Raw genomic sequence first — 18,569 nt, 5'->3', positions numbered from 1 at the left:
AACGATTCGGACGCCATCATACTTTTTAACACGTTAAATAATAAAACGCCGGGAAGATTTGATGCTCTTCCCGGCCAATTATTATTGAATATTATTCATAAACTCTTGCAGCCATTAAAATATCTGCAATAAATGTCCAGTTAACATTTTCTGGAACAGGTAATTTTTGATTTAAATAATATCCATCCATATCTTCAACCCAAGATGCCATCGATTCAAAATATGAGGGTAAGTCTTTGCTCTCCCACTCACTTAGATTATTTCTGGCATTTGAAGATAAATTCTCAAGAAATTTAATAAAATCGTCTCTAGTATTTTTCCCTTTAGTATTCATAACAATATTACTCCAGTACTTTTTTATTCCATCACCCAATTTGAAAATAATCGACTTACCATCTGTTTTTGTTGTCATTTTCCACATCTGATCAGCAACTTCACTAGGTGAGGCCCATTTAAATGGAACTCGTTTCCTTTTTCTACAAGAGATGTAACTTTTTCATCAAATTTATCGAAACCGTTTTTCATATGCTTATTCATTATCAATCGAAAAGAGACCTCCTTGCCTATATAAAAGTGGTTTTAAGCGAAAAATGTTGTCAGAAGTAAGGAGGGTTCTAAAAGTGTTAGTTTTTATTATTAACCTAGCCAAAAAAGAATTGCTTAAAACCTTCCGCCTCAACATCCTTAAGCTTGCTTTTTAGCATTAAATCGATATCTTCCAGAAAGTCCTCTCTGAAATTAAAATCATCATCTGTAGCATCACCATCATATTTACTTTGTTCGATCTCAATGGCAGAACAAAAAGCATCCAAAAAGTCGGCTAACGAATTGGAAATAATGAAATTTCTTTTTTGAATACTACCATAAACAGGAGATGTGATATTTTGGGTATCACAAAAAAGAACATCTCCATTTCGTTCAGCAAAGATTATATATTCATCGCGCCAGGTCGTGTCATTTTGAACTCGCCAGCCTGATAACATTTTATTAAGCTCTTGGGGCTCAACAATCTGTATAATGAATGCACCATCAAATGTTGGGTGGTCATTTAAAATCAAATGGCTATAAAAAAATCGAATTTCACCATTTAAATTTACAGGAAAAGAAGTTTCATTTTCATCGTCTGCATAGTCTATCTCTCCCATATTTAAATCATTCATTTTGAATTTCTTGACAAAGTCTTGGATAGTATTTTTTATATGCATTATTCCTCTTTAAGAGTTATCATTATTGGCTACGCTTAAAATTACCATATCCATAGTTGAAAAATGTACTCATAATCCAAAGAACTTCTTCGCGCCATTAAAAAAGAAAAACAAAGAATCAATAATGGCACGACACCCTTCAATATTAAGGTAGTTTATTGCCCTTTCTTTTACGATTTGAGTGTATTTCGTAGAAATAATCTTCACAAAAAACGTCTAAAGCATTTTCCAGTGGAACAAGTTTCAACCCCCGGAATCCTTTACTGTCTATAACTTCCTTGACCTCTTGTTTAACAATGATAAAACCACCTAACAATGTGTCGTTCAACGAAAGTATATCATTTTCTAGCGCATCATCCTTGAATTCAATTTTAAAAGGTATGGTATCTCCGAACTTATCCTCTTCGAGAATAGATTTATCCTTATCTATAACATCGCCGCCTGGAAAATATGCATATTTAAAATCATCCCGAAGAACTTGACCATTCCCAATCGAAACTGGTGTAATATCTCGGCCAAAAAAAACATTGTGCTTATAATTTTCAAAAATCGAAAATAAAGACTTATCCATCAAGTGTCCAAAGTCTTTTTTATAATAGTCAAATTTCAAAGCCCCAACATTTTTATTGCACAACAAATAAATATGGTCTGGGCATGCATCGTCTGTTATTCGATAAGGGAAGGGAAAGGCAGAGCCTTCTATTTCCCAGTTTTCATTAACCTGTAATCTTTCATCAACCATGCCCTGTAAATTTCTTGGCATGCGTGATGATTCAAAGTCATTCATGATCACATAATAGGACATTAATTCATTCCCCTGATTTTTTTGTGGGAACATGACCCATCCAAATTTTATTCTTCATATCAATCTGGATCCGCCTTATAGCTATCCTCGCCCCTTTAGCATCTAATCTTCCAGAAATATATCGTTACTCAACACGAGCAATGCGCCGACGGAGAATGTCACTATAGTTATGATAATTACTGCTATGGAAGATATCCATACCTTTCCCTGCATCTTGTTTCATCGCTGATGCGCTACCTGGAAAATTAATACCATTAAACGCAGAGTTCATGTCTTTTCCGATGCCAATATTATTGAAGAATGATTGCTCCTCTTTCCACACCTCAACGGGTATAACATGGTGAGCAGAATTCGCTCCGGCGTGCCGTTCGGCTGGAAGTGGAACCAGAAAATCTCCGGGGCATCAACGCCGTCAATACGCGCCAGCGGGTCGTAGCTGTCATGATCGCTGTAAACGTAGGTCAGCGGCACATCCCCGTGCACTTCCTGCAGCAGCCGGAACCCTTCCCAGACAAACCGGTTGGTAACCGGCTTACCGGTTGGCTGTCCGCCCAGCATCTGGCGGCGCGTTTTGCTGATGCGGCGACCGAGCGGATCGTAGCGGAAGCTGACCTGCGTCTGCGGTTTGTTGCGATCCCGCGGCTGGCTGATGACTTCCGTCAGGCGGTGTTCGCCGTCGTAGCGGTAGTGCCAGCGGGTCTGGCCGTTATCCTTCTCCACGGTGCGGCCGTGGATGTCATAACGCCAGCGAATGCCGTTCAGCTGCGTCAGGCGGTTGTGCGTGACCTTATCAGCGGAACCTTCAAGCGGGTTATCAGCACAATATGACAACCTTATTTAATAGTTAATTCCACGTTAAATAAATACCGCAATTAAATGATTTAATATCATAGCAAATAGTTATATCACCCCATTCCAAGCGCCACATTATACTATGTTTTTCTTTTTCATCTGGTTTGCCAAGATCATATTCACCCGACACCCATTGATATAAAAATTCGACTTCTTTATTTAGCATATCAATGTTAGAAACCTTATTCCAATCATTTATTGCCTTATAATACCCTCCCTCTTTATAAATTAATTGCACCGTAAATGGCAAATTACTGAAGCATAATGGTTGTATTATAATCTCGAATTCCTTTCCCGACCAAAGAACGGTATTAACTGTATAATGATGGGGAATTAATTTCTGCATTTTATTTTCTGATTCAAGATATTTGTAAAGATCAGAAGTTATAAATTCCTCCTCCCTTTGTATTAAAAGACATTTATTGTCTAACTCAACCTTACCATTTACCACGTTAATTTTAAAATTAATCATATGCTAATGACCTTCCCTGGTATCAAAAGATTTCTAAATTCCTCAGGGATAAAGAATTGCCCCCCCCCTCGACCATATATCTCATTAGCCAATGCTCTTCCATATGCTACATCAATATCCTCACTTACATAATAAGCTCTAACTTGCGTTCTTAATGTACGATGAGGATCTATTTTAACCTGAAGTGCTTCATGGTAGCCTATAGCATTTCCTTTATTTTGCCTAACGGTTGGATAAGTCACTGCATATGATGGAGGAGTATCACCGTTTGGATATAATGCATACAGAATCGTGCCTTTTTTCAGTTTCCTGTTTTTGTAGACATCTATACTTTGTAATTACCTTGACCTTGCCATCTCGTAGCTTCTTTAGATGGATCCTTACATTTACGGCTCAACCCCCACGGATCCACCCACCCCAGCGCATTCGGCGCATACTGGTAAAGGTTTATCCCCCCCGCCAGCCCTATCGGGTCCTGCTGCGTAAACCGTCCGCAGTCCGGGTCGTAATACCGGAACAGATTGTCGTGCAGTCCTGTCTCACGGTCCAGGTATTGCCCCTGCATCCGCAGGTTCTGAGAATATCCTGATCCCTGCGTCTCGCTCTCCCGCAACAGCTTGCCCCAGGCGGTGTTCGCCATCGTACCGGTAGTGCCGGATCTGGCCGTTATCCTTCTCTACGGTACGGCCGTGGATGTCATAGCGCCAGCGAATACCGTTCAGTTGCGTGACCCGGGCTTTGATTTTAATATATTAAGCCAGCCAATAGTGTTCTTTTATTAAAAATTATCTGTTTTTTGTTGTTTGAGTGAGCACTTCAAAAACAGACGCTGCTTAATTATAACCTCGCAAAAATCAATCCTTCTCTTTGCTTAATATCAGGGCATCATTTTTTTAATATCAAGTGCGTAATTAACAACATCATCTAAAAGTTTTTCTTCCCTGAGGGAAAAGTTTGCGTATTGAGCCATAGCTCTGCATGTTGACAGACTTTCAATTATTTCAAATGGAATTTTGTCTCCAAAAATTATTATCTGTTCATAACGAGTTTGAAAAAAATTTACCGATTCATGTTTACCATTGGCATTAAGTTCAAAAATTATTTTTTCAAGTGCATTTTTTAAGTTATTCAATTTCATTACCAGGGAACCCTTAAAGTTTTAACCACCCATGCTCTTGGAAGATTTGATACCACAGCCTGGTATCCCATCCCAGGATATCCTGCCCCTTGAGCTGCAGCAGGACCTTCACTCACCCACGTTCCTTTAGGAACTCTAAACTCTGATACATTAGTAATATTAACACCCCAATCATGGCGAATAGCTAGCTTTTCTCGCAAAACCTCCTCGGAATTGTATTTTTCATTTGTCAGCCAAGAAATTTTTCTTCCTGTTCTATTATTTACACCATGATATTTATAAAAAGTCTCGTCTCTTTTCAGCTGCCTGTTTTTATAAACGCTTTTATCAAATGTTTCTGCAATTCCTCCAGGAAGTTGCGGCCCTGGTTTTTTCCCTGTATTGCATCGGCTTAACCCCCACGGATCCACCCACCCCAGCGCATTCGGCGCATACTGGTAAAGGTTTATCCCCCCCGCCAGCCCTATCGGGTCCTGCTGCGTAAACCGTCCGCAGTCCGGGTCATAATAACGGAACAGATTGTAGTGTAGCCCTGTCTCACGGTCCAGGTATTGCCCCTGCATGCGCAGGTTCTGAGAATATCCTGATATCTGCGTCTCGCTTTCCCGCAGCAGCTTGCCCCAGGCGCTGTTCACCCCTTCCCAGCGCACCTGCCCTTCGATATCCGTCATCCGCTCCGGCGTGCCGTTGGGCTGGCAGTGGAACCAGAAGATCTCAGGGGCATCAACGCCGTCAATGCGCGCCAGCGGGTCGTAACTGTCCTGATCGCTGTAAATGTAGGTCAGCGGCACATCCCCGTGCACCTCCTGCAGCAGCCGAAATCCTTCCCAGACAAACCGGGTGGTGACCGGCTTGCCGGTTGGCTGTCCGCCCAGCATCTGGCGTCGCGTTTTGCTGATGCGGCGACCGAGCGGATCGTAGCGGAAGCTGACCTGCGTCTGAGGTTTATTGCGGTCCCGCGGCTGGCTGATGACTTCCGTCAGGCGATGTTCGCCATCGTAGCGGTAGTGCCAGCGGGTCTGGCCGTTATCCTTCTCCACGGTGCGGCCGTGGATGTCATAACGCCAGCGAATGCCGTTCAGCTGCGTCAGGCGGTTGTGCGTGACCTTCTCAGCAGATCCTTCGAGCGGGTTACCGGCAGCATCCCAGCGCCACTGCTCCTGGCCGGGCAGCGTGCCGTCCTGAACCAGCAGGCGCCCGGCGCTGTCGTACTGCCAGCGGTACCAGCTGAACGGATTATCGTCCCGCTCTTCCCGCACCAGATTATTACGGTAGTCGTAATCCCAGCGGCGGGACCAGCGGCGCGGCGACGGGCGCTGCGCATTGCCGGTAAAAACGTCCCGGCGGTGCAGTCGGCCGAGGCGGTCGTATTCGCTGCGGGTGGTCAACAGCCCCTGCGTTCGGCTGGTCTCGCGGTGGAGTTCGTCACGGGTAAAATCGGAGACCGACAGCTTGTCGAGAGCAATGCTGAGCAGATGTCCGCTGCCGTAGTAGAACTGCTTCAGCTCGCGGCCATCGGGCAGCGTGACGGAGGTGCGGTTGCCCAGTGCGTCATACTCCCACGCCAGCTCGCCGTGCTCGCCCGCCTCGCGCGTCACGCGACCGAGCGCATCATACTCAAAGACGAGCTCCTGCTCTGCCTCGGTGCTCCACGCGTCGGCTGAAAGCGCAGGATGCAGCCCAATCCGGCTTAACAGCCCGGACGGCGTGTAGTGGTAGCGTGTCTGCCCTTCCGGCGTGGTGCGGGCGACCAGCTGACCGCTCGCGCTCCAGGCGAAGGCGTGGGTGATAGCCTCCGGATGACCGGCGGCAAAGGTGCGCGCAATCGTGCGCCCGCAGGCATCATAGCGATACTGCGAGGCTACGCCATCGAGCCCCACCTCTTCCAGCAGCAGCGAGTCTGGCCCCCAGCGGAACTGATACGCTTCGCCGTTCTCGTTTTCCAGGGCAATCAGACGCCCGCGGCTGTCCCAGCGGCGGCGCACCTCTTCACCCTGCGTATTACGGGTGGCGGTTAAGCGCCCCGCCTCGTCATATCTGAACTCGCTCTCTTTCCCGTCGGCGCCCGCATGCTTCACCGGCAGGCCACGTTCGTTCCATGTGAGCGATTCCGTCCAGCCTTCCGGGCGATCGAGCTGCACCGGACGCCCTGCGGCGTCGTAGCGGTAGCGCGTCTCTTCACCGTCGGCGCCAGTCTCGGCCACCAGCCAGCCCAGCGGATGATAGCGATAGCGGGTAATTCGCCCGGAACAGTCCGTCGCACGAACGATCTGCCCGGCCTCGTTGTACTCCTGGTAGCGGCTGTTGCCTGCGGCATCGACCTCTTCCACGACCAGGCCGAACGCGTCCCGGCGCAGCTGCGTAGTCTGCCCCATCGGATCCACCACGCGCTTCAGCCCGTGGTGTTCGTCGTACCAGAACCGGGTGGCGCTGCCGTCGGCTTCGATAATAGCCGCGGGAAGCGCGCGGTGCTCCAGCCAGGTGGTGATGCGGGTATTGCCGTCGGCATCGGTCTCCTGCACCCGGTTGCCCATCTCGTCGTAGACGAAGGTGACGGCGTTGCCGAGCGGATCGATGCGACGCGTGAGAAGCTCGTTATCATCCCACTCGTAGCGCCAGTTTTCACCGCGCTCGTCAACGTAGCGGACAATCAGATTCTGCGCGTTCCAGTAGTGGCGGCGCGTCTGACCATCGTAGTGCTCGACGGTCGTCAGCCCGGCGGCTAAATCATAGCTAAAGCGGCAGCCGTCGCCGGTGCTGGTGCGGTTTTCCACCACGCGCCAGTGGTCGAATTTTTGCCAGCGGTATTCGCTCTCCAGACCGCCCGGCAGGCAGTGCCAGACCATCAGCCCGTGCTCGTTATAACGGTATTCACGCGTCACCACGCCGGAGGCATCCGTCGCGCTCGCCAGCTGGCCGCGCGCGTCGTAGCCCCACTGCATCAGCGGCCAGGTTTGGTTACCGTCGAAATGGCTGGCCGAGGTCACGCGCAGCGGGAAGCGCTCATCTTCATAGCGCAGGGTGACGTCTATCGCCCGCGGCTCATCATGGATACCAACCAGCCTGCCGTGCTCGTCCCACGCCGTCAGCAGCGCGTTGCCGTATTCATCGCTAAGGGAGGCCAGACGCAGGATAGAAGGATTGATGCGGGTCGGTTTGTACAGACGCCACACTGCACCGTCATCGTCGGCAATCGCCACGTCGCCGTTCTCATTGCGGCGGATAATGATGCCTTCGCTGATGCTGTAAAACGCACGGTCGACAGGCGGCAGTTCAAAGCTCAGCTCGCGCCCGGTTTCATCGAACCAGGTCGCATTGTTATCTTCCAGCGTCAGATAGCTGTCAAAAGTCGTTGCCCAGCCCAGACCAAACAGCCCTTCGCGGGTCGTCAGGCTGTTGTAGCTGCGCTGCCAGCGAAGCGGGAAGCGCCCCGGCAGCGAGAAGTCGAGCTCATCGTCGTCGTTCAGCACCTTCACGCCGGTGGCGGCGTGGACCGGGTGCGAGGAGCCAAATACGGCGTTGACGGCCATATCCGCCAGCATCCCGCCGCCGGCCGCCGCCAGCGCGCAGGGCATGTTTTTCAGGAGCTTGCCCGGACGCCCGCGCAGCAGGGAGAGCGCAATCATCCCCAGCGCCAGACCCGGCGTTTTACCGCTTTTGATATCGCGAACCGTGAGCGTGTCCCCGCCGATGATCACGTTCGGGGAGACGTCGTCGGACACGGTGCCTTCGCAGGTGGTGCGATCTTTCGCGCGCACCGCGGGCTGTCCGTTGATGAAGACGCTTTTAGAACCTTCCGCCAGATACTGCGGCCCGGAGTGCTTTTCACACGCCACCTTGTCTTCTTCCAGCGGCGAGGTCCCCGCCGCGGCAGAGGCCACGCTCGGCTGCCACATTTCGCTGCCAAACTGTCCGGCAGCGGAAAGCAGCATGCCCGCGTAATCGGCAAAGCTGCCCGGCGACTGCGGCTCAGGGGACGGTGTATCGGCGGGCGTCAGCGTGCCTGCCGCGCGGGCGGCGGGGATTGCGTTGGTCAGAACGTTGTTCGAGCCGGTGGTAATTTTACCCGCAGGCGACGGCGGGAAGAGCGCATTGCCTAACCCTTCCGCGGCGTTGCTGATATCGTCGGTGATCCCCGCCACGTTCGCCAGCACGCCGCCAATAATCCCGCTTAACAGACAGCTGGATCCGACTGCCGCCACGCCTGCTGCGGCGGCTCCAGCACCGAGGAGTGGCGCGGCGGCCGTAGCCGCCAGCCCCACCGCCGCGCCAATCACCGCATAGGCGGCACCTTCCGCCACAATGCTGGTGATGTCAGCAAAAATGCTAGAGTGAATAATCTCGTCGCCCTTACGGGCCGCGTTGTTATCGCTCATGCCTTACACATTCCGGTTGTCGTTTAGCGTCAGGCTCTGCTTAAGCGCGCTCCAGCGCACCTCGTCCTCTTCGGTAAAGGCTCTGAGTGCCGAGAGGGTAAAAATCATCAATACCGGTTTGCCCGGCGTCTGCACGGCCAGCTGTTTTTGCCACAGGCGTTGCCCGTTACGGTCAAACGTGGTTTCAACTTCCAGCCCGTTAATGTTTCCGTCAGGCCCGGCTTTTACGTCCCGGAATTCGCTCTGGGCGATCTCACCCATCTGAGGACGCAACACATCCCACTGGCGGTGAAACTCTTGTTTGTAGTCGCTGCCATCGGGAATCACACCGCGGGTGACCACTACGGACAGCCCGCTTTCGTCATCGCGAATAATGTTCATACTGTTATCCTGCCAGGCAGCAGGAAAAAGGGAAAACGAGCCTTCCTGGAGGGTGTATTTCATAAGTGAACTCGGGATGCTTAATATTGAGAGAAACAAGAAGGCCAATCGATGCTGGCCTTTTGGCTGGCTATAGTTATTTAAGCCACTGGCCTGACTGTTCGACTAAAACATGGCTGCCTTTGCTGACAACCAATTTCACGGGTACATACGTGACGGTATAAGCGATCTCGCCGTTCTTGTACGTTGAGCCGATTATTTTACCTGCAGGGTCGTGTAACGTTTTTCCCTTTAAGGAGATCGTACTGTTATCGCTTTTGCGCACACCGAGATAAACCATCTGGTCACATTCACCCTCGAAACGCCCGCACTTGTTTATCAGAGAGATAGTGAACTTTTCGGTGTCCAGTTTTCTGGTTTCCGCGTTTTGAACCGAAGCGGCTTTACGTAACGTATAACGCAGCGGAGCAAAATCATTTCCTTTTTGAGGAGGAGTAACTAAACGCCATTCCATTTCACTCCCCTTTAGTTCCAGAACAGCCCGTCCGCCTGCGCCGCCAAACGATGAGTTGAACTCAACGTTCGCACGGTTTCCCGCGATCGTACCGCTAAGATTATGCTCATCATCTTCCGGGCAATCGATGCGATTTCCTCTCCGGGAGACATAGCAATAAGACCCGGTGATACGGTTGCCAGATTCAGCTAGCCGCAGGGTTAACGTCGAGTCGTTCTCGAATTCACCAGCCCACTCCCCGTCAAACGCGAGTCCTGATTGGCTGCTTTTTGCAAACTGCATCGTATTGAATCTGGCGGCCCATTGCTGAATATCGGCATTAATGGCCTGACTATTATCAGATGACTGGTAATGGATAACGTTTGATTCTGGAACCACCCAGGCCGCAAAGATTTTGCCGTCAGGATTGATGACCAGCGCGGATGCGTTCTCCAGATAAAGATCTTTTAGCCAGCCCTCAACAAACAATCCGCCACCTGGGGTGGTATGCGGTTCGCCGAAGACATCAAAGTTATCAATAAAGGTCTGGTAATGATCTCCCAACGTCTTCCTGAGATTGTCTGTCACTTCGCTGTCGTTAACGATGCGTCTGACCGTATTGAGGTTATTGTATTGCGATAACTCTAACGCAGATGACGTTTCAACTGCGCCTGTCAATAAAGCCGTGAACAATACGGTTGCAACATATTTTTTGGTCATAAATTATTCTTGAGAATCATTGTTGTAATTCATCGTTATTTTTATAACGTTGTCGCCTTTTATCTCAAAAGAGAGCAGTTTTTTATCCAATTCGTAGGTAATCCACTGCTCCCCGGCATCATTTTCGACCTGACCGGTACCGTATGCGCTGTTCAGTTCCTTTCTCGTTGAACCCACATGGACACCGCGCGGCGTTGCGAAGTCTTCGGCAGTCAGCGTAATTTGAGACACGATATAATCATCAACGCTTCTTTCCGCTTTATCCCACCAGAGGTTGGAAGTGAATATTTCTACTCCAGCGTTTTGATGCTGAAAGAATTTATAGTGGACTCCATCAAAAGGAACTTCACCGGTAAAACTGCCTTCCACCGGCACGCCAATTTTACGGGCAATATCAGGCGTCCATCTGTCGCCCAGGGCGACAGGCTGGTCTTTGATCTGCACAGAAAAATCCCGTTTTGTCAGAACGGGAGGCATCACCTGAGCCAAAACCACATTGCTGCCGAGACAGGTAAACATCAGGACGGAACAAAGAAATATCGGCGTGTGTTTTTTCACGTTAATCGTCATTTATTGAATGTGTATGGCCATTATCACCCTGAAGAAACCGTCAGGACATGAGTGCAGTATTTCTTAGTCGGCGCTAATGACGACTGAACCCAGACAGTGAGGATTTTTCACGCTGAAACTGAAGCTCACTTTTTGTCCATTCATATCTTTTCGGGCTGTATAGCTGGTCACTTCGTTCTCCGAACGGCCGCGCGGATAATCAGTTAACCTCAGCTGCGGATAGCGCTTTTTAACGGTATCAAGCGTTATGCATTGACCTGAGGAAGGTGAAAAATTCAGTAAAGGCGCCATGCCGTCGTTTTGTTTGCTTAAACGTAACCCAATTGCGGTTATGTTCGTTCCATCAGCGAGTTTGATATCGTCGGCATTGTAGAAATTGATATATTCATTTTGCCTGGTCATCTTAAACGATAACGGCGCGTTACTAAGGGTTGTAACGGATAACGTCTTAAGCGATGCACTCATCCCGGAAATAAACATCCAAAGATCCTTTTTCTGCGCATCTCCTCCAGCCATTCCCGTCGTTAGTAACGCGATAAGCACCGCACCTGCTTTACTCATCTTTGGCCGTAAATTTCGCCTGCACCGCCGCATCAATATCCCCTTTATGCCCCGATCCCGGCGCCGTGGTGCCCGGTTTTGTACCAGAGGTATTCAGATGCAGCTTACCGCCCGTGGTGATATACCCATCCCCTTCCACGAAGAAGTTAAACTCTTTGCCGATGAGGTTAATCTTGCCGTTAGCATTCAGCTCAATGGCACTCTCACCGGAGACCAGCCGCAGCTTCGTCCCGGAAGCAATGACGTACTGCTCCACCGCCGCATCCAGCTTGCCTTTCCCCGTCAGGATCTCGGTGCCACCTTTCACGGCCTGAGTCTGATTCGCTTCCACGCGATGCAGTTCATTTTTCTTCACGTAATGGCTGCGCTCGCCGCCGACGCTGTGCGTTTCATCATTTTTAACGCTGGTGTCCATGTTACGCTCGGCCTGGATCCACACCTGCTCTGCACCCGCTTTATCCTCAAACCGCAGGGCGTTGGCGTTGTCCACGGAACCGTCTTTCGTGCGGCTCATAAAACCCATCTGCGTCGCCGCAGCCGGCAGCGCCCACGGCGGCATGCTCGCGTCGTTGTACACGCGCCCGGTAATGATCGGACGGTCCGGGTCGCCGTTGATAAAGTCCACCACCACCTCATCGCCGACGCGCGGGATTTGCACCCCGCCGTAGCCCTGGCCCGCCCACGCGCTCGACACGCGCACCCAGCAGGAGCTGGTGTCATCGCCCTTCGCCAGACGGTCCCAGTGGAACTTCACCTTCACCCGACCGTATTTGTCCGTCCAGATACTCTCCCCGTTCGGCCCCACCACTTTCGCCGTCTGCGGGCCGTAGGTGCGCGGCCACGCCGTGCTCTGCGCCGGACGGTACACCACCGCCGACGGGATGACCGTGAAATCGGTCCGGTGAATGGTCTCCCCCTCGCCGCTGGCATAGCGGTTCTCTTCGAGGTGGTAACCCGCCGCCGTCACCAGATACTCACCGTTGTCGCTGAAGAACGGCGCGTTGGTTAAGGTGAAGGTGTGCCCCGGCGCAATCCCCGCCGCCGTCGCGGTGGCCTGAATCTGCTGGTGCTCCACCTGCCAGCGCTCCTGACGGATGCGGGCATAGAACTCCCCGTGCCCCTTGTCCACAAAGCGACCCGGCCAGTCGTACACGTCGATGCTGCCCGGCTTCGGCGACGCCGGGTTCTGCTGGGCCTGGAACAGCCACGCGTTCGGCTTGCGGAAGTCATAGTCGTCGAGGCTGTAAATCCCCGGCGTCACGCTGTCCTCCAGCGCCCACTGGCTGATGCCCTCTTCATCCGTACTGCCGCCTGACGGCGTCTGGTGGTAAGGAATGACCTCATAGCCGCTGAATGGCTGGTACTGCGTGGCGGCGTCGGTGAGCACCAGGGTGTGCTTGTCCGCCTCATGGCGGAAGTGATACGCAATCCCCTCCAGCTCCATCAGGCGGCTGATGAAGTCCAGGCTCGACTCCTGATACTGCACGCAGTAGTCCCACACCCGGTAGCTGCCGGTGAGTTTGTCCTCAACGTTAACCTGATGCTCGCCGAGCAGGGTTTTCACAATCTGCGGCACCGTCTGCCCCTGGAAAATACGCAGGTTACGGTCGCGCTTCATCGGCCACAGGTCCGGCTCCACCGTCAGCTGGTACACCGCATAGCGGGTGCCCGTCAGCTCAACGGCGCTGACCGCCACGCGGGTAATCTTGCCGTTAATATAGCGGGACGTCAGCAGGCTCTGCGTCGGGATGGTCACCGTGACCGGCTGGCCCAGCAGCTTACTGCGGTCGATGCGCGCGTCCGTGCCGAGCACGGTCAGCGTCAGCGCGAACGACTCGGACATCGCCTCGCGGCCCGTCAGTTTCCAGAACAGAAGCCCCTCCACCGGGAGCTGAACGGTAATTCGGTTGAGCATAATCTTTATTCCACTATGGACTAATCTCAGTGCCAGAAGTTAACTCATTTCAATACGCAAAGCGTAAACGCTGCTGGTTTGATAATGAGTAGCTGTAAGATTGACTTCTCATGCCACAAAAAAAACAACTTTTCCTGAATTTTCATCGAGATAAACAGTTACAAGAAAGTGTCTTCAGGGGCTCTATCGAACAATTCACCAGCCATTTTGGCGATACGTTCATGTTGTACGAGTTTATTTTTCCACTCCTGCGGAATAGCGGAATAACCATATAATGCTCCCGCTATTTGTCCCGCCGTCGCCGCAACGCTGTCAGCATCATCGGCAAGGTTGGCTGCCAGCAGAATGGCATCACGGAAATTATCCGTTTTCCATACGGACCACATCGCGGCCTCAAGCGTATCGATAACGTAACCGCTTGAACGAATCTGATCGCGAGTTTTTTGCTTATACTCACCCGCGTTAATGATCATTACACGTGGCTGAAGCGGCATAACGTGTGGTGTAAAAACAAAATCTTTATTGCTACCGTTAATCATATGCACAAGCAAAAAACTTAAATACTGCGTGCTATTTATTGCTTCCGCGGCACCGTGTGTTGCGATACATTGTTTTTTAGCTTCATAAAACGCTTTGCTTAATGATTTTCTAAAAAAAATAGAGACAGGTGCTTGTCTGATCATGGAAGCATTACCGGCAGTTTCTGGCGAAGTATTACCGTTCCACCCAGGACCAACTATTAAATATTGTTCTAAAGCAAACCGAGTTGTATTGCCTATATCAAAACAGACGCCATTTGAACTGTTATAACCATGCTGATACCATTCCAGAAGCTTATTCCTGAAGCATATAGTATCAGCATCACCCTTCTCAAGGAGCGTTTCCGCAAGACATAACGCCATGGATGTATCATCCGTCCATTCGCCGGCACGAAGTCGAAATGGCCCACCACCTGTCATATCTTTGACGTGTGCTTTGTCACGAGGTAAAAATTCGAGCGTCGTACCTACAGCATCTCCAACAGCAAGACCAATAAGCGTACCTACCGCACGATCCCGTGATTGCGCTAGTGAGATATTACATGGTGGTGTTAAATCCCATTGTTTTTGTACATCACTATTTGAGGATGATTCTAATGGCTTATTATCATACGTATACTGCATCCTTCGCTGGACTGAAGGTCTGCTAATGGGTAAGTATTTACGATATCTATCAACATATTTTAACAAGGCATTTAAATCAGCATGTAAGTCAATCACCTTTCACCCATAATAAAAAATATTATTCATATGAAATACTAAAATTCATCAGGGAATTTCTTCATGAGGTTTTGTTTCTTTTTATTATAGTTGGTATCGACCTCATGCGGCAGCCTAACCTTTAACCCTCGGCGGATTTGATCCACAATAAACCAGGCATCTGACAACCTTTCAAAAAACAACTCATCAGAATGATCAAACTCCTTCCCTGCATACATACCGAACGTCATATCCCATAATTTCGCTCTATCCTTTTCCTTGCCTTCGATTAAATCCCGTAGAAATAATAATTGTTGTACAATAGAGTCGTACATTTGCAAAAGCGGGGATTGGGGATCACGATTCTTGACGTCTGCATATCTTTTCTGTGCTAAAGTTAATGCTCTATCAACGTAACCAAACATTGTCATTTCATTCATTGCAGTAGATTCAGTTAACTAAAAATTCCATACCTGATCGCAAGTCATCATATGCCCTCGCTTACCCTTGGTAATTCTAACTATAAAAAATTATCCTCAGGCGCTCTATCGAATAGTTTACCCGCCATTGTGGCAATACGTTCGTGTTGTACGAGTTTATCTTTCCAGTCCTGCGGGATAGCGGAATAACCATACAACGCCCCCGCTATTTGTCCCGCCGTCGCCGCGACGCTGTCAGCATCATCGGCAAGATTGGCAGCCAGCAGAATCGCATCACGGAAATTGTCAGTATTCCATACGGACCACATCGCGGCCTCAAGCGTATCGATAACATAACCACTTGAACGAATCTGATCGCGAGTTTTCTGCTTATACTCACCCGCGTTTATGATCATTACACGCGCGCATAATGGGAAAACATGAGGCGAAAAAGCTTCGTCTTTTTGATAACCGTTAATTAAATAGTGCAATACTAATCCGAGGAATTGGCATGCATTAATTGACTCTACTGCACCATGAGTTGCTCGACTCTGAGCCTGGGATTCGAAGTAAATCGCACGCAGCGATTTTCGACGGAAGATAGACACCGGAGCTTGACGAATAACCCCAGCATTACCAGCCGTGTGCTTTTCTGTATTACCATACCAGGAAGGTCCGACAAGCATATACTGTTCAAGCGCGAATCGCGTCGTTTTACCGATATCAAAACAACGACCATTACTGCTGTTCTCCCCATTGAGATACCATTTCAGGAGATATTTTCTAAGTACATCGGTATGCATTCTGTTTTCTGAAAGATAAGTTTCTGCCAGACATAATGCCATAGACGTATCATCTGTCCATTCACCGGGTTTTAATTCAAAGGGCCCGCCACCAATCATATCCACTACATGTTCACTATCTCTGCGTTTAAATTCAAGAGTAGTGCCAACTGCATCGCCAACAGCCAAACCCACTAACGCCCCAAGTGCTTTATCGCGTGAAACATCTTCATTTGTGATTAAAGGTAATGTTTCATCCCATACATGAGAGGAATTTGAATCATCAATGCTGCTTCTTATTACCTTACGAACATTAACAGGCATGTAGTTATTATAACGATCGGCATAATGATTAATTACTGAGTCTTCACTGTAAAGATCTATCATCCCGCACCCTTTAATCAAACGTTGTTTACCACTTGCGATACCGTCTTTGCCTTTTCAAATACTCAACGTCTTGCTCATGAGGGAGAATAAACTTCAATCCTTTTCCCATTTGCGAAGCTATATAATTAACATTGGACAAATGCTGAGCAAGTTCTGCATCGGTTGTATCAAACTCTTTTGACGCAAGCACTCCAAGATTTAATTTGTGCAATTTACTTTTATCTTTCTCAGACCCCGTTAGAATAGACTTAATATAGTCCAACTGATTCTTTGCCATAACATATAAAGAAAATGTAGGATTTTCTTCTAATCGATGATTAATTGCATCAATAGCATCATTGATATAATCCAGCGCGGTGTAATTTTCTTTACTCATGAGTCACCTCAAATACTGCCCTGGCGGCGGCCTGAACCTGCGGATACTCCACTTCTACCTGTTACACAGCATAGTGCGTGCCCGTTCTCTCAACGGCACCGTTCGCCACGTGGATAATCTTGCCGTTAACATAGCGGGATGTCAGTTTTCAGAACAGAATATCCACTCCCGCGAGCTGAACGATAGTTCAGCTGAGCATGATTTTTTATTCCACGATGATCTGTTCTCAGTGCCTGAAGTTAACTAATTCTCAGAACGAAGGCGGTTATGATATTGTTTCTGTGAAACAAAAATAAAACCACATTTCTGTGGTTTTATTTAGATGGTCATGAATTAACTTTGTCAGCTCATCGTTTTTCTATGCGAAACGTAGAAAGAATGATTTCCATGCATCGTTTATTGGCTTCGTAATAATAATCCTGATGATTACGATGAGGCCCAACCACCTCAACGTAACACCACAAATCATTAATTTTAAAGATACGCATATCGTAATAAGCCCTGATATTCTCAGCAGCACTGACTACCTCTCCCGTACAGCTATAAAGATCGCCTGTAAACGTGGGATTGATATCATTTGGGATGCTGGCAATGTCCGATGTCGTAAGAGAGACCGCACTATCGTGGCGGTTAAAGCGCGCAGTTGCTTCATCGAAAATAGCCTGCGCAGCGGGATAATCAGCCTGACGGAAAAGACAGAAATTAATCACTCCATGGTTGACGTTACCTATTGTGTGTTCAATTACCAGACGATTATCATCCAGCGTATTCACCAGCCATGAATCCGGAATTTTAAATCCACTGTCATTTTTGTTGCTAAGGCTGACTGTTTTCAACAGTTCTGAAAGCATCAAATTGCTGCGATGCAGTAAATCCCAGTTGATAGCAATCAGGAAAATAGTATCGGCAATCGTGTTGTAATCCTTCGACGCACAAGCCGTTTTCAAAAGGAAGTAATTTCCTCCACCATTTACAGGATTATAATCCTTCTGCACCGTATATCGTGAAACGACCTCATCACCCGATGGCATCATTTTAATGGACAGGATATCCGCAAACTTCCCGCTTCCTGAAGGATGAGTAATTATCCTTTGGCTCAGTACTTTCTCACCCATTAAATCGAGCTTATTGATAAGCCAGTCTGACGCATTCATCTCCCACTGACAGTGTTCATATGCAGCCCAGACTTCAATATAGGGGCCGGTGTCATCGGCGATGTATCGTCCGATATTCGTCAGCCCAACCTCCTGAAACGTGATCGGCTTTAACTCTGCTGGCTTAACATTCTGGGGTAACAATAGCCAGTAATGAAGCATCTCTTTTTCTGCAGAGGTATAGAGACATTTCCAGAAATTTTCCCGAATCTCTTTTTCCTGATCCTTTATCTCAAGAGGAAAAAAATATTGTTTTTCAGTAACCATAATGCAACCTCACTCGTCGCGCTTACTTAAGCCATAAACCCGAAAACATAAGGAAGCTTCCGAGGGTAATTAAGCTTTTAGCAAAGATAAGTAAGCCAGGCGCCACGGCACGTGTCATAGACGATAATTTTTCATAATTTTCCGCGTTGTATCTTTTGTGCCCCCCCATAATGCCGGAAAATAACGTGCAGAGCAGCACTACTGTGATCTTTAATCCCCAAACACACAGGAAAGACATGGATAAGATGATCGAATAATGCTTGGCCGTTGCGACGGAAAATAATGACATTGACTGAGCAAGCCATTTCAACGTAAAGCCAATGACGACCGTAGCCACTAACACCAGAACGAACATTAACCCCGCAAGGAGCCACTGCTTTTTGTTAAATAAATCTTTTCCATTCCAGATAAGCGCTAGCGTCCAAATCATAAAGAGAATAAAGAAAAACCAATGCATC

Annotated in this window: 18 protein-coding genes and 2 pseudogenes; all 20 read right to left on the bottom strand. The window is 48.9% G+C overall.

Going from position 1 to position 18,569, the window contains the following annotated elements:
* Positions 1-91: 91 nt before the first annotated feature.
* Positions 92-412, bottom strand: coding sequence for a hypothetical protein (locus ACDO57_RS03875; RefSeq protein ID WP_370883539.1), 321 nt, complete (start codon positions 410-412; stop codon positions 92-94).
* A gap of 229 nt (positions 413-641) precedes the next feature.
* Positions 642-1,160: a hypothetical protein gene (locus tag ACDO57_RS03870; protein ID WP_224752844.1), complete on the bottom strand. Its 519-nt coding sequence runs from the start codon at positions 1,158-1,160 to the stop codon at positions 642-644.
* Positions 1,161-1,350: 190 nt separating this feature from the next.
* Complete coding sequence (locus ACDO57_RS03865; protein ID WP_232473017.1) at positions 1,351-2,043, bottom strand: Imm43 family immunity protein; 693 nt, start codon at positions 2,041-2,043, stop codon at positions 1,351-1,353.
* Positions 2,044-2,134: 91 nt separating this feature from the next.
* Positions 2,135-2,332 (bottom strand): hypothetical protein, encoded by a 198-nt coding sequence (locus tag ACDO57_RS03860; protein WP_071994455.1) that lies wholly within the window; start codon positions 2,330-2,332, stop codon positions 2,135-2,137.
* 26 nt (positions 2,333-2,358) lie between these two features.
* A pseudogene (locus ACDO57_RS03855) lies at positions 2,359-2,829 on the bottom strand (type IV secretion protein Rhs); the annotation flags it as partial.
* Between the two features lie 25 nt (positions 2,830-2,854).
* The gene (locus ACDO57_RS03850; RefSeq protein WP_370883538.1) at positions 2,855-3,334 is read right to left on the bottom strand and encodes a hypothetical protein; all 480 of its coding nucleotides are present in this window, start codon (positions 3,332-3,334) and stop codon (positions 2,855-2,857) included.
* A 325-nt stretch (positions 3,335-3,659) separates the two neighbouring features.
* Positions 3,660-4,068 (bottom strand): annotated as a pseudogene (locus tag ACDO57_RS03845) (RHS repeat-associated core domain-containing protein); the annotation flags it as partial.
* Between the two features lie 143 nt (positions 4,069-4,211).
* A complete protein-coding gene (locus ACDO57_RS03840; protein WP_024907031.1) occupies positions 4,212-4,472 on the bottom strand; it encodes a hypothetical protein in 261 nt (86 codons plus the stop codon).
* Complete coding sequence (locus ACDO57_RS03835) at positions 4,472-8,848, bottom strand: RHS repeat-associated core domain-containing protein (RefSeq protein WP_370883537.1); 4,377 nt, start codon at positions 8,846-8,848, stop codon at positions 4,472-4,474. The genes ACDO57_RS03840 and ACDO57_RS03835 overlap by 1 nt, the downstream gene beginning before the upstream one ends.
* A 3-nt stretch (positions 8,849-8,851) precedes the next feature.
* Entirely contained in the window at positions 8,852-9,292 is a 441-nt protein-coding gene (locus ACDO57_RS03830) for a DcrB-related protein (RefSeq protein WP_370883536.1), read from the bottom strand.
* A gap of 73 nt (positions 9,293-9,365) precedes the next feature.
* On the bottom strand, positions 9,366-10,442 hold the full coding sequence (locus tag ACDO57_RS03825; protein ID WP_370883535.1) for a hypothetical protein: 1,077 nt from the start codon (positions 10,440-10,442) through the stop codon (positions 9,366-9,368).
* A 3-nt stretch (positions 10,443-10,445) separates the two neighbouring features.
* The gene (locus ACDO57_RS03820) at positions 10,446-11,012 is read right to left on the bottom strand and encodes a hypothetical protein (protein ID WP_024909855.1); all 567 of its coding nucleotides are present in this window, start codon (positions 11,010-11,012) and stop codon (positions 10,446-10,448) included.
* 63 nt (positions 11,013-11,075) lie between these two features.
* The gene (locus tag ACDO57_RS03815; RefSeq protein WP_230581877.1) at positions 11,076-11,573 is read right to left on the bottom strand and encodes a hypothetical protein; all 498 of its coding nucleotides are present in this window, start codon (positions 11,571-11,573) and stop codon (positions 11,076-11,078) included.
* The gene (locus tag ACDO57_RS03810) at positions 11,566-13,488 is read right to left on the bottom strand and encodes a type VI secretion system Vgr family protein (protein WP_049123616.1); all 1,923 of its coding nucleotides are present in this window, start codon (positions 13,486-13,488) and stop codon (positions 11,566-11,568) included. The genes ACDO57_RS03815 and ACDO57_RS03810 overlap by 8 nt, the downstream gene beginning before the upstream one ends.
* 158 nt (positions 13,489-13,646) lie before the next feature.
* On the bottom strand, positions 13,647-14,747 hold the full coding sequence (tri1, locus tag ACDO57_RS03805) for an ADP-ribosylarginine hydrolase Tri1 (RefSeq protein ID WP_024909799.1): 1,101 nt from the start codon (positions 14,745-14,747) through the stop codon (positions 13,647-13,649).
* A gap of 38 nt (positions 14,748-14,785) precedes the next feature.
* The gene (locus ACDO57_RS03800) at positions 14,786-15,166 is read right to left on the bottom strand and encodes an immunity protein Tsi6 family protein (protein ID WP_022651396.1); all 381 of its coding nucleotides are present in this window, start codon (positions 15,164-15,166) and stop codon (positions 14,786-14,788) included.
* Between the two features lie 80 nt (positions 15,167-15,246).
* Complete coding sequence (gene tri1, locus ACDO57_RS03795; RefSeq protein WP_048992425.1) at positions 15,247-16,314, bottom strand: ADP-ribosylarginine hydrolase Tri1; 1,068 nt, start codon at positions 16,312-16,314, stop codon at positions 15,247-15,249.
* Between the two features lie 25 nt (positions 16,315-16,339).
* Positions 16,340-16,690: an immunity protein Tsi6 family protein gene (locus ACDO57_RS03790; protein ID WP_048992422.1), complete on the bottom strand. Its 351-nt coding sequence runs from the start codon at positions 16,688-16,690 to the stop codon at positions 16,340-16,342.
* Between the two features lie 347 nt (positions 16,691-17,037).
* Positions 17,038-18,111, bottom strand: a complete 1,074-nt coding sequence (locus ACDO57_RS03785; protein WP_061716464.1) for a hypothetical protein — start codon at positions 18,109-18,111, stop codon at positions 17,038-17,040.
* A gap of 22 nt (positions 18,112-18,133) precedes the next feature.
* Positions 18,134-18,568, bottom strand: a complete 435-nt coding sequence (locus ACDO57_RS03780) for a hypothetical protein (protein WP_073961692.1) — start codon at positions 18,566-18,568, stop codon at positions 18,134-18,136.
* Position 18,569 lies beyond the last annotated feature (1 nt).

This window comes from Enterobacter cloacae complex sp. 2015409, from assembly GCF_041365315.1.
Lineage (GTDB): Bacteria > Pseudomonadota > Gammaproteobacteria > Enterobacterales > Enterobacteriaceae > Enterobacter > Enterobacter pseudoroggenkampii.
This window is presented reverse-complemented; position numbering and strand designations above follow the sequence as displayed.

Bases quoted from the DNA above. Each gene is read 5' to 3' on its own strand.
- ACDO57_RS03875 (WP_370883539.1), bottom strand. From the start codon at position 412: ATGACAACAAAAACAGATGGTAAGTCGATTATTTTCAAATTGGGTGAT.
- ACDO57_RS03825 (WP_370883535.1), bottom strand. From the start codon at position 10,442: ATGACCAAAAAATATGTTGCAACCGTATTGTTCACGGCTTTATTGACA.
- ACDO57_RS03850 (WP_370883538.1), bottom strand. From the start codon at position 3,334: ATGATTAATTTTAAAATTAACGTGGTAAATGGTAAGGTTGAGTTAGAC.
- ACDO57_RS03840 (WP_024907031.1), bottom strand. From the start codon at position 4,472: ATGAAATTGAATAACTTAAAAAATGCACTTGAAAAAATAATTTTTGAA.
- ACDO57_RS03820 (WP_024909855.1), bottom strand. From the start codon at position 11,012: ATGACGATTAACGTGAAAAAACACACGCCGATATTTCTTTGTTCCGTC.
- ACDO57_RS03800 (WP_022651396.1), bottom strand. From the start codon at position 15,166: ATGAATGAAATGACAATGTTTGGTTACGTTGATAGAGCATTAACTTTA.
- ACDO57_RS03870 (WP_224752844.1), bottom strand. From the start codon at position 1,160: ATGAATGATTTAAATATGGGAGAGATAGACTATGCAGACGATGAAAAT.
- ACDO57_RS03785 (WP_061716464.1), bottom strand. From the start codon at position 18,111: ATGGTTACTGAAAAACAATATTTTTTTCCTCTTGAGATAAAGGATCAG.
- ACDO57_RS03810 (WP_049123616.1), bottom strand. From the start codon at position 13,488: ATGCTCAACCGAATTACCGTTCAGCTCCCGGTGGAGGGGCTTCTGTTC.
- ACDO57_RS03830 (WP_370883536.1), bottom strand. From the start codon at position 9,292: ATGAAATACACCCTCCAGGAAGGCTCGTTTTCCCTTTTTCCTGCTGCC.
- ACDO57_RS03865 (WP_232473017.1), bottom strand. From the start codon at position 2,043: ATGTTCCCACAAAAAAATCAGGGGAATGAATTAATGTCCTATTATGTG.
- ACDO57_RS03835 (WP_370883537.1), bottom strand. From the start codon at position 8,848: ATGAGCGATAACAACGCGGCCCGTAAGGGCGACGAGATTATTCACTCT.
- ACDO57_RS03815 (WP_230581877.1), bottom strand. From the start codon at position 11,573: ATGAGTAAAGCAGGTGCGGTGCTTATCGCGTTACTAACGACGGGAATG.
- ACDO57_RS03790 (WP_048992422.1), bottom strand. From the start codon at position 16,690: ATGAGTAAAGAAAATTACACCGCGCTGGATTATATCAATGATGCTATT.
- ACDO57_RS03780 (WP_073961692.1), bottom strand. From the start codon at position 18,568: ATGCATTGGTTTTTCTTTATTCTCTTTATGATTTGGACGCTAGCGCTT.
- tri1 (WP_048992425.1), bottom strand. From the start codon at position 16,314: ATGATAGATCTTTACAGTGAAGACTCAGTAATTAATCATTATGCCGAT.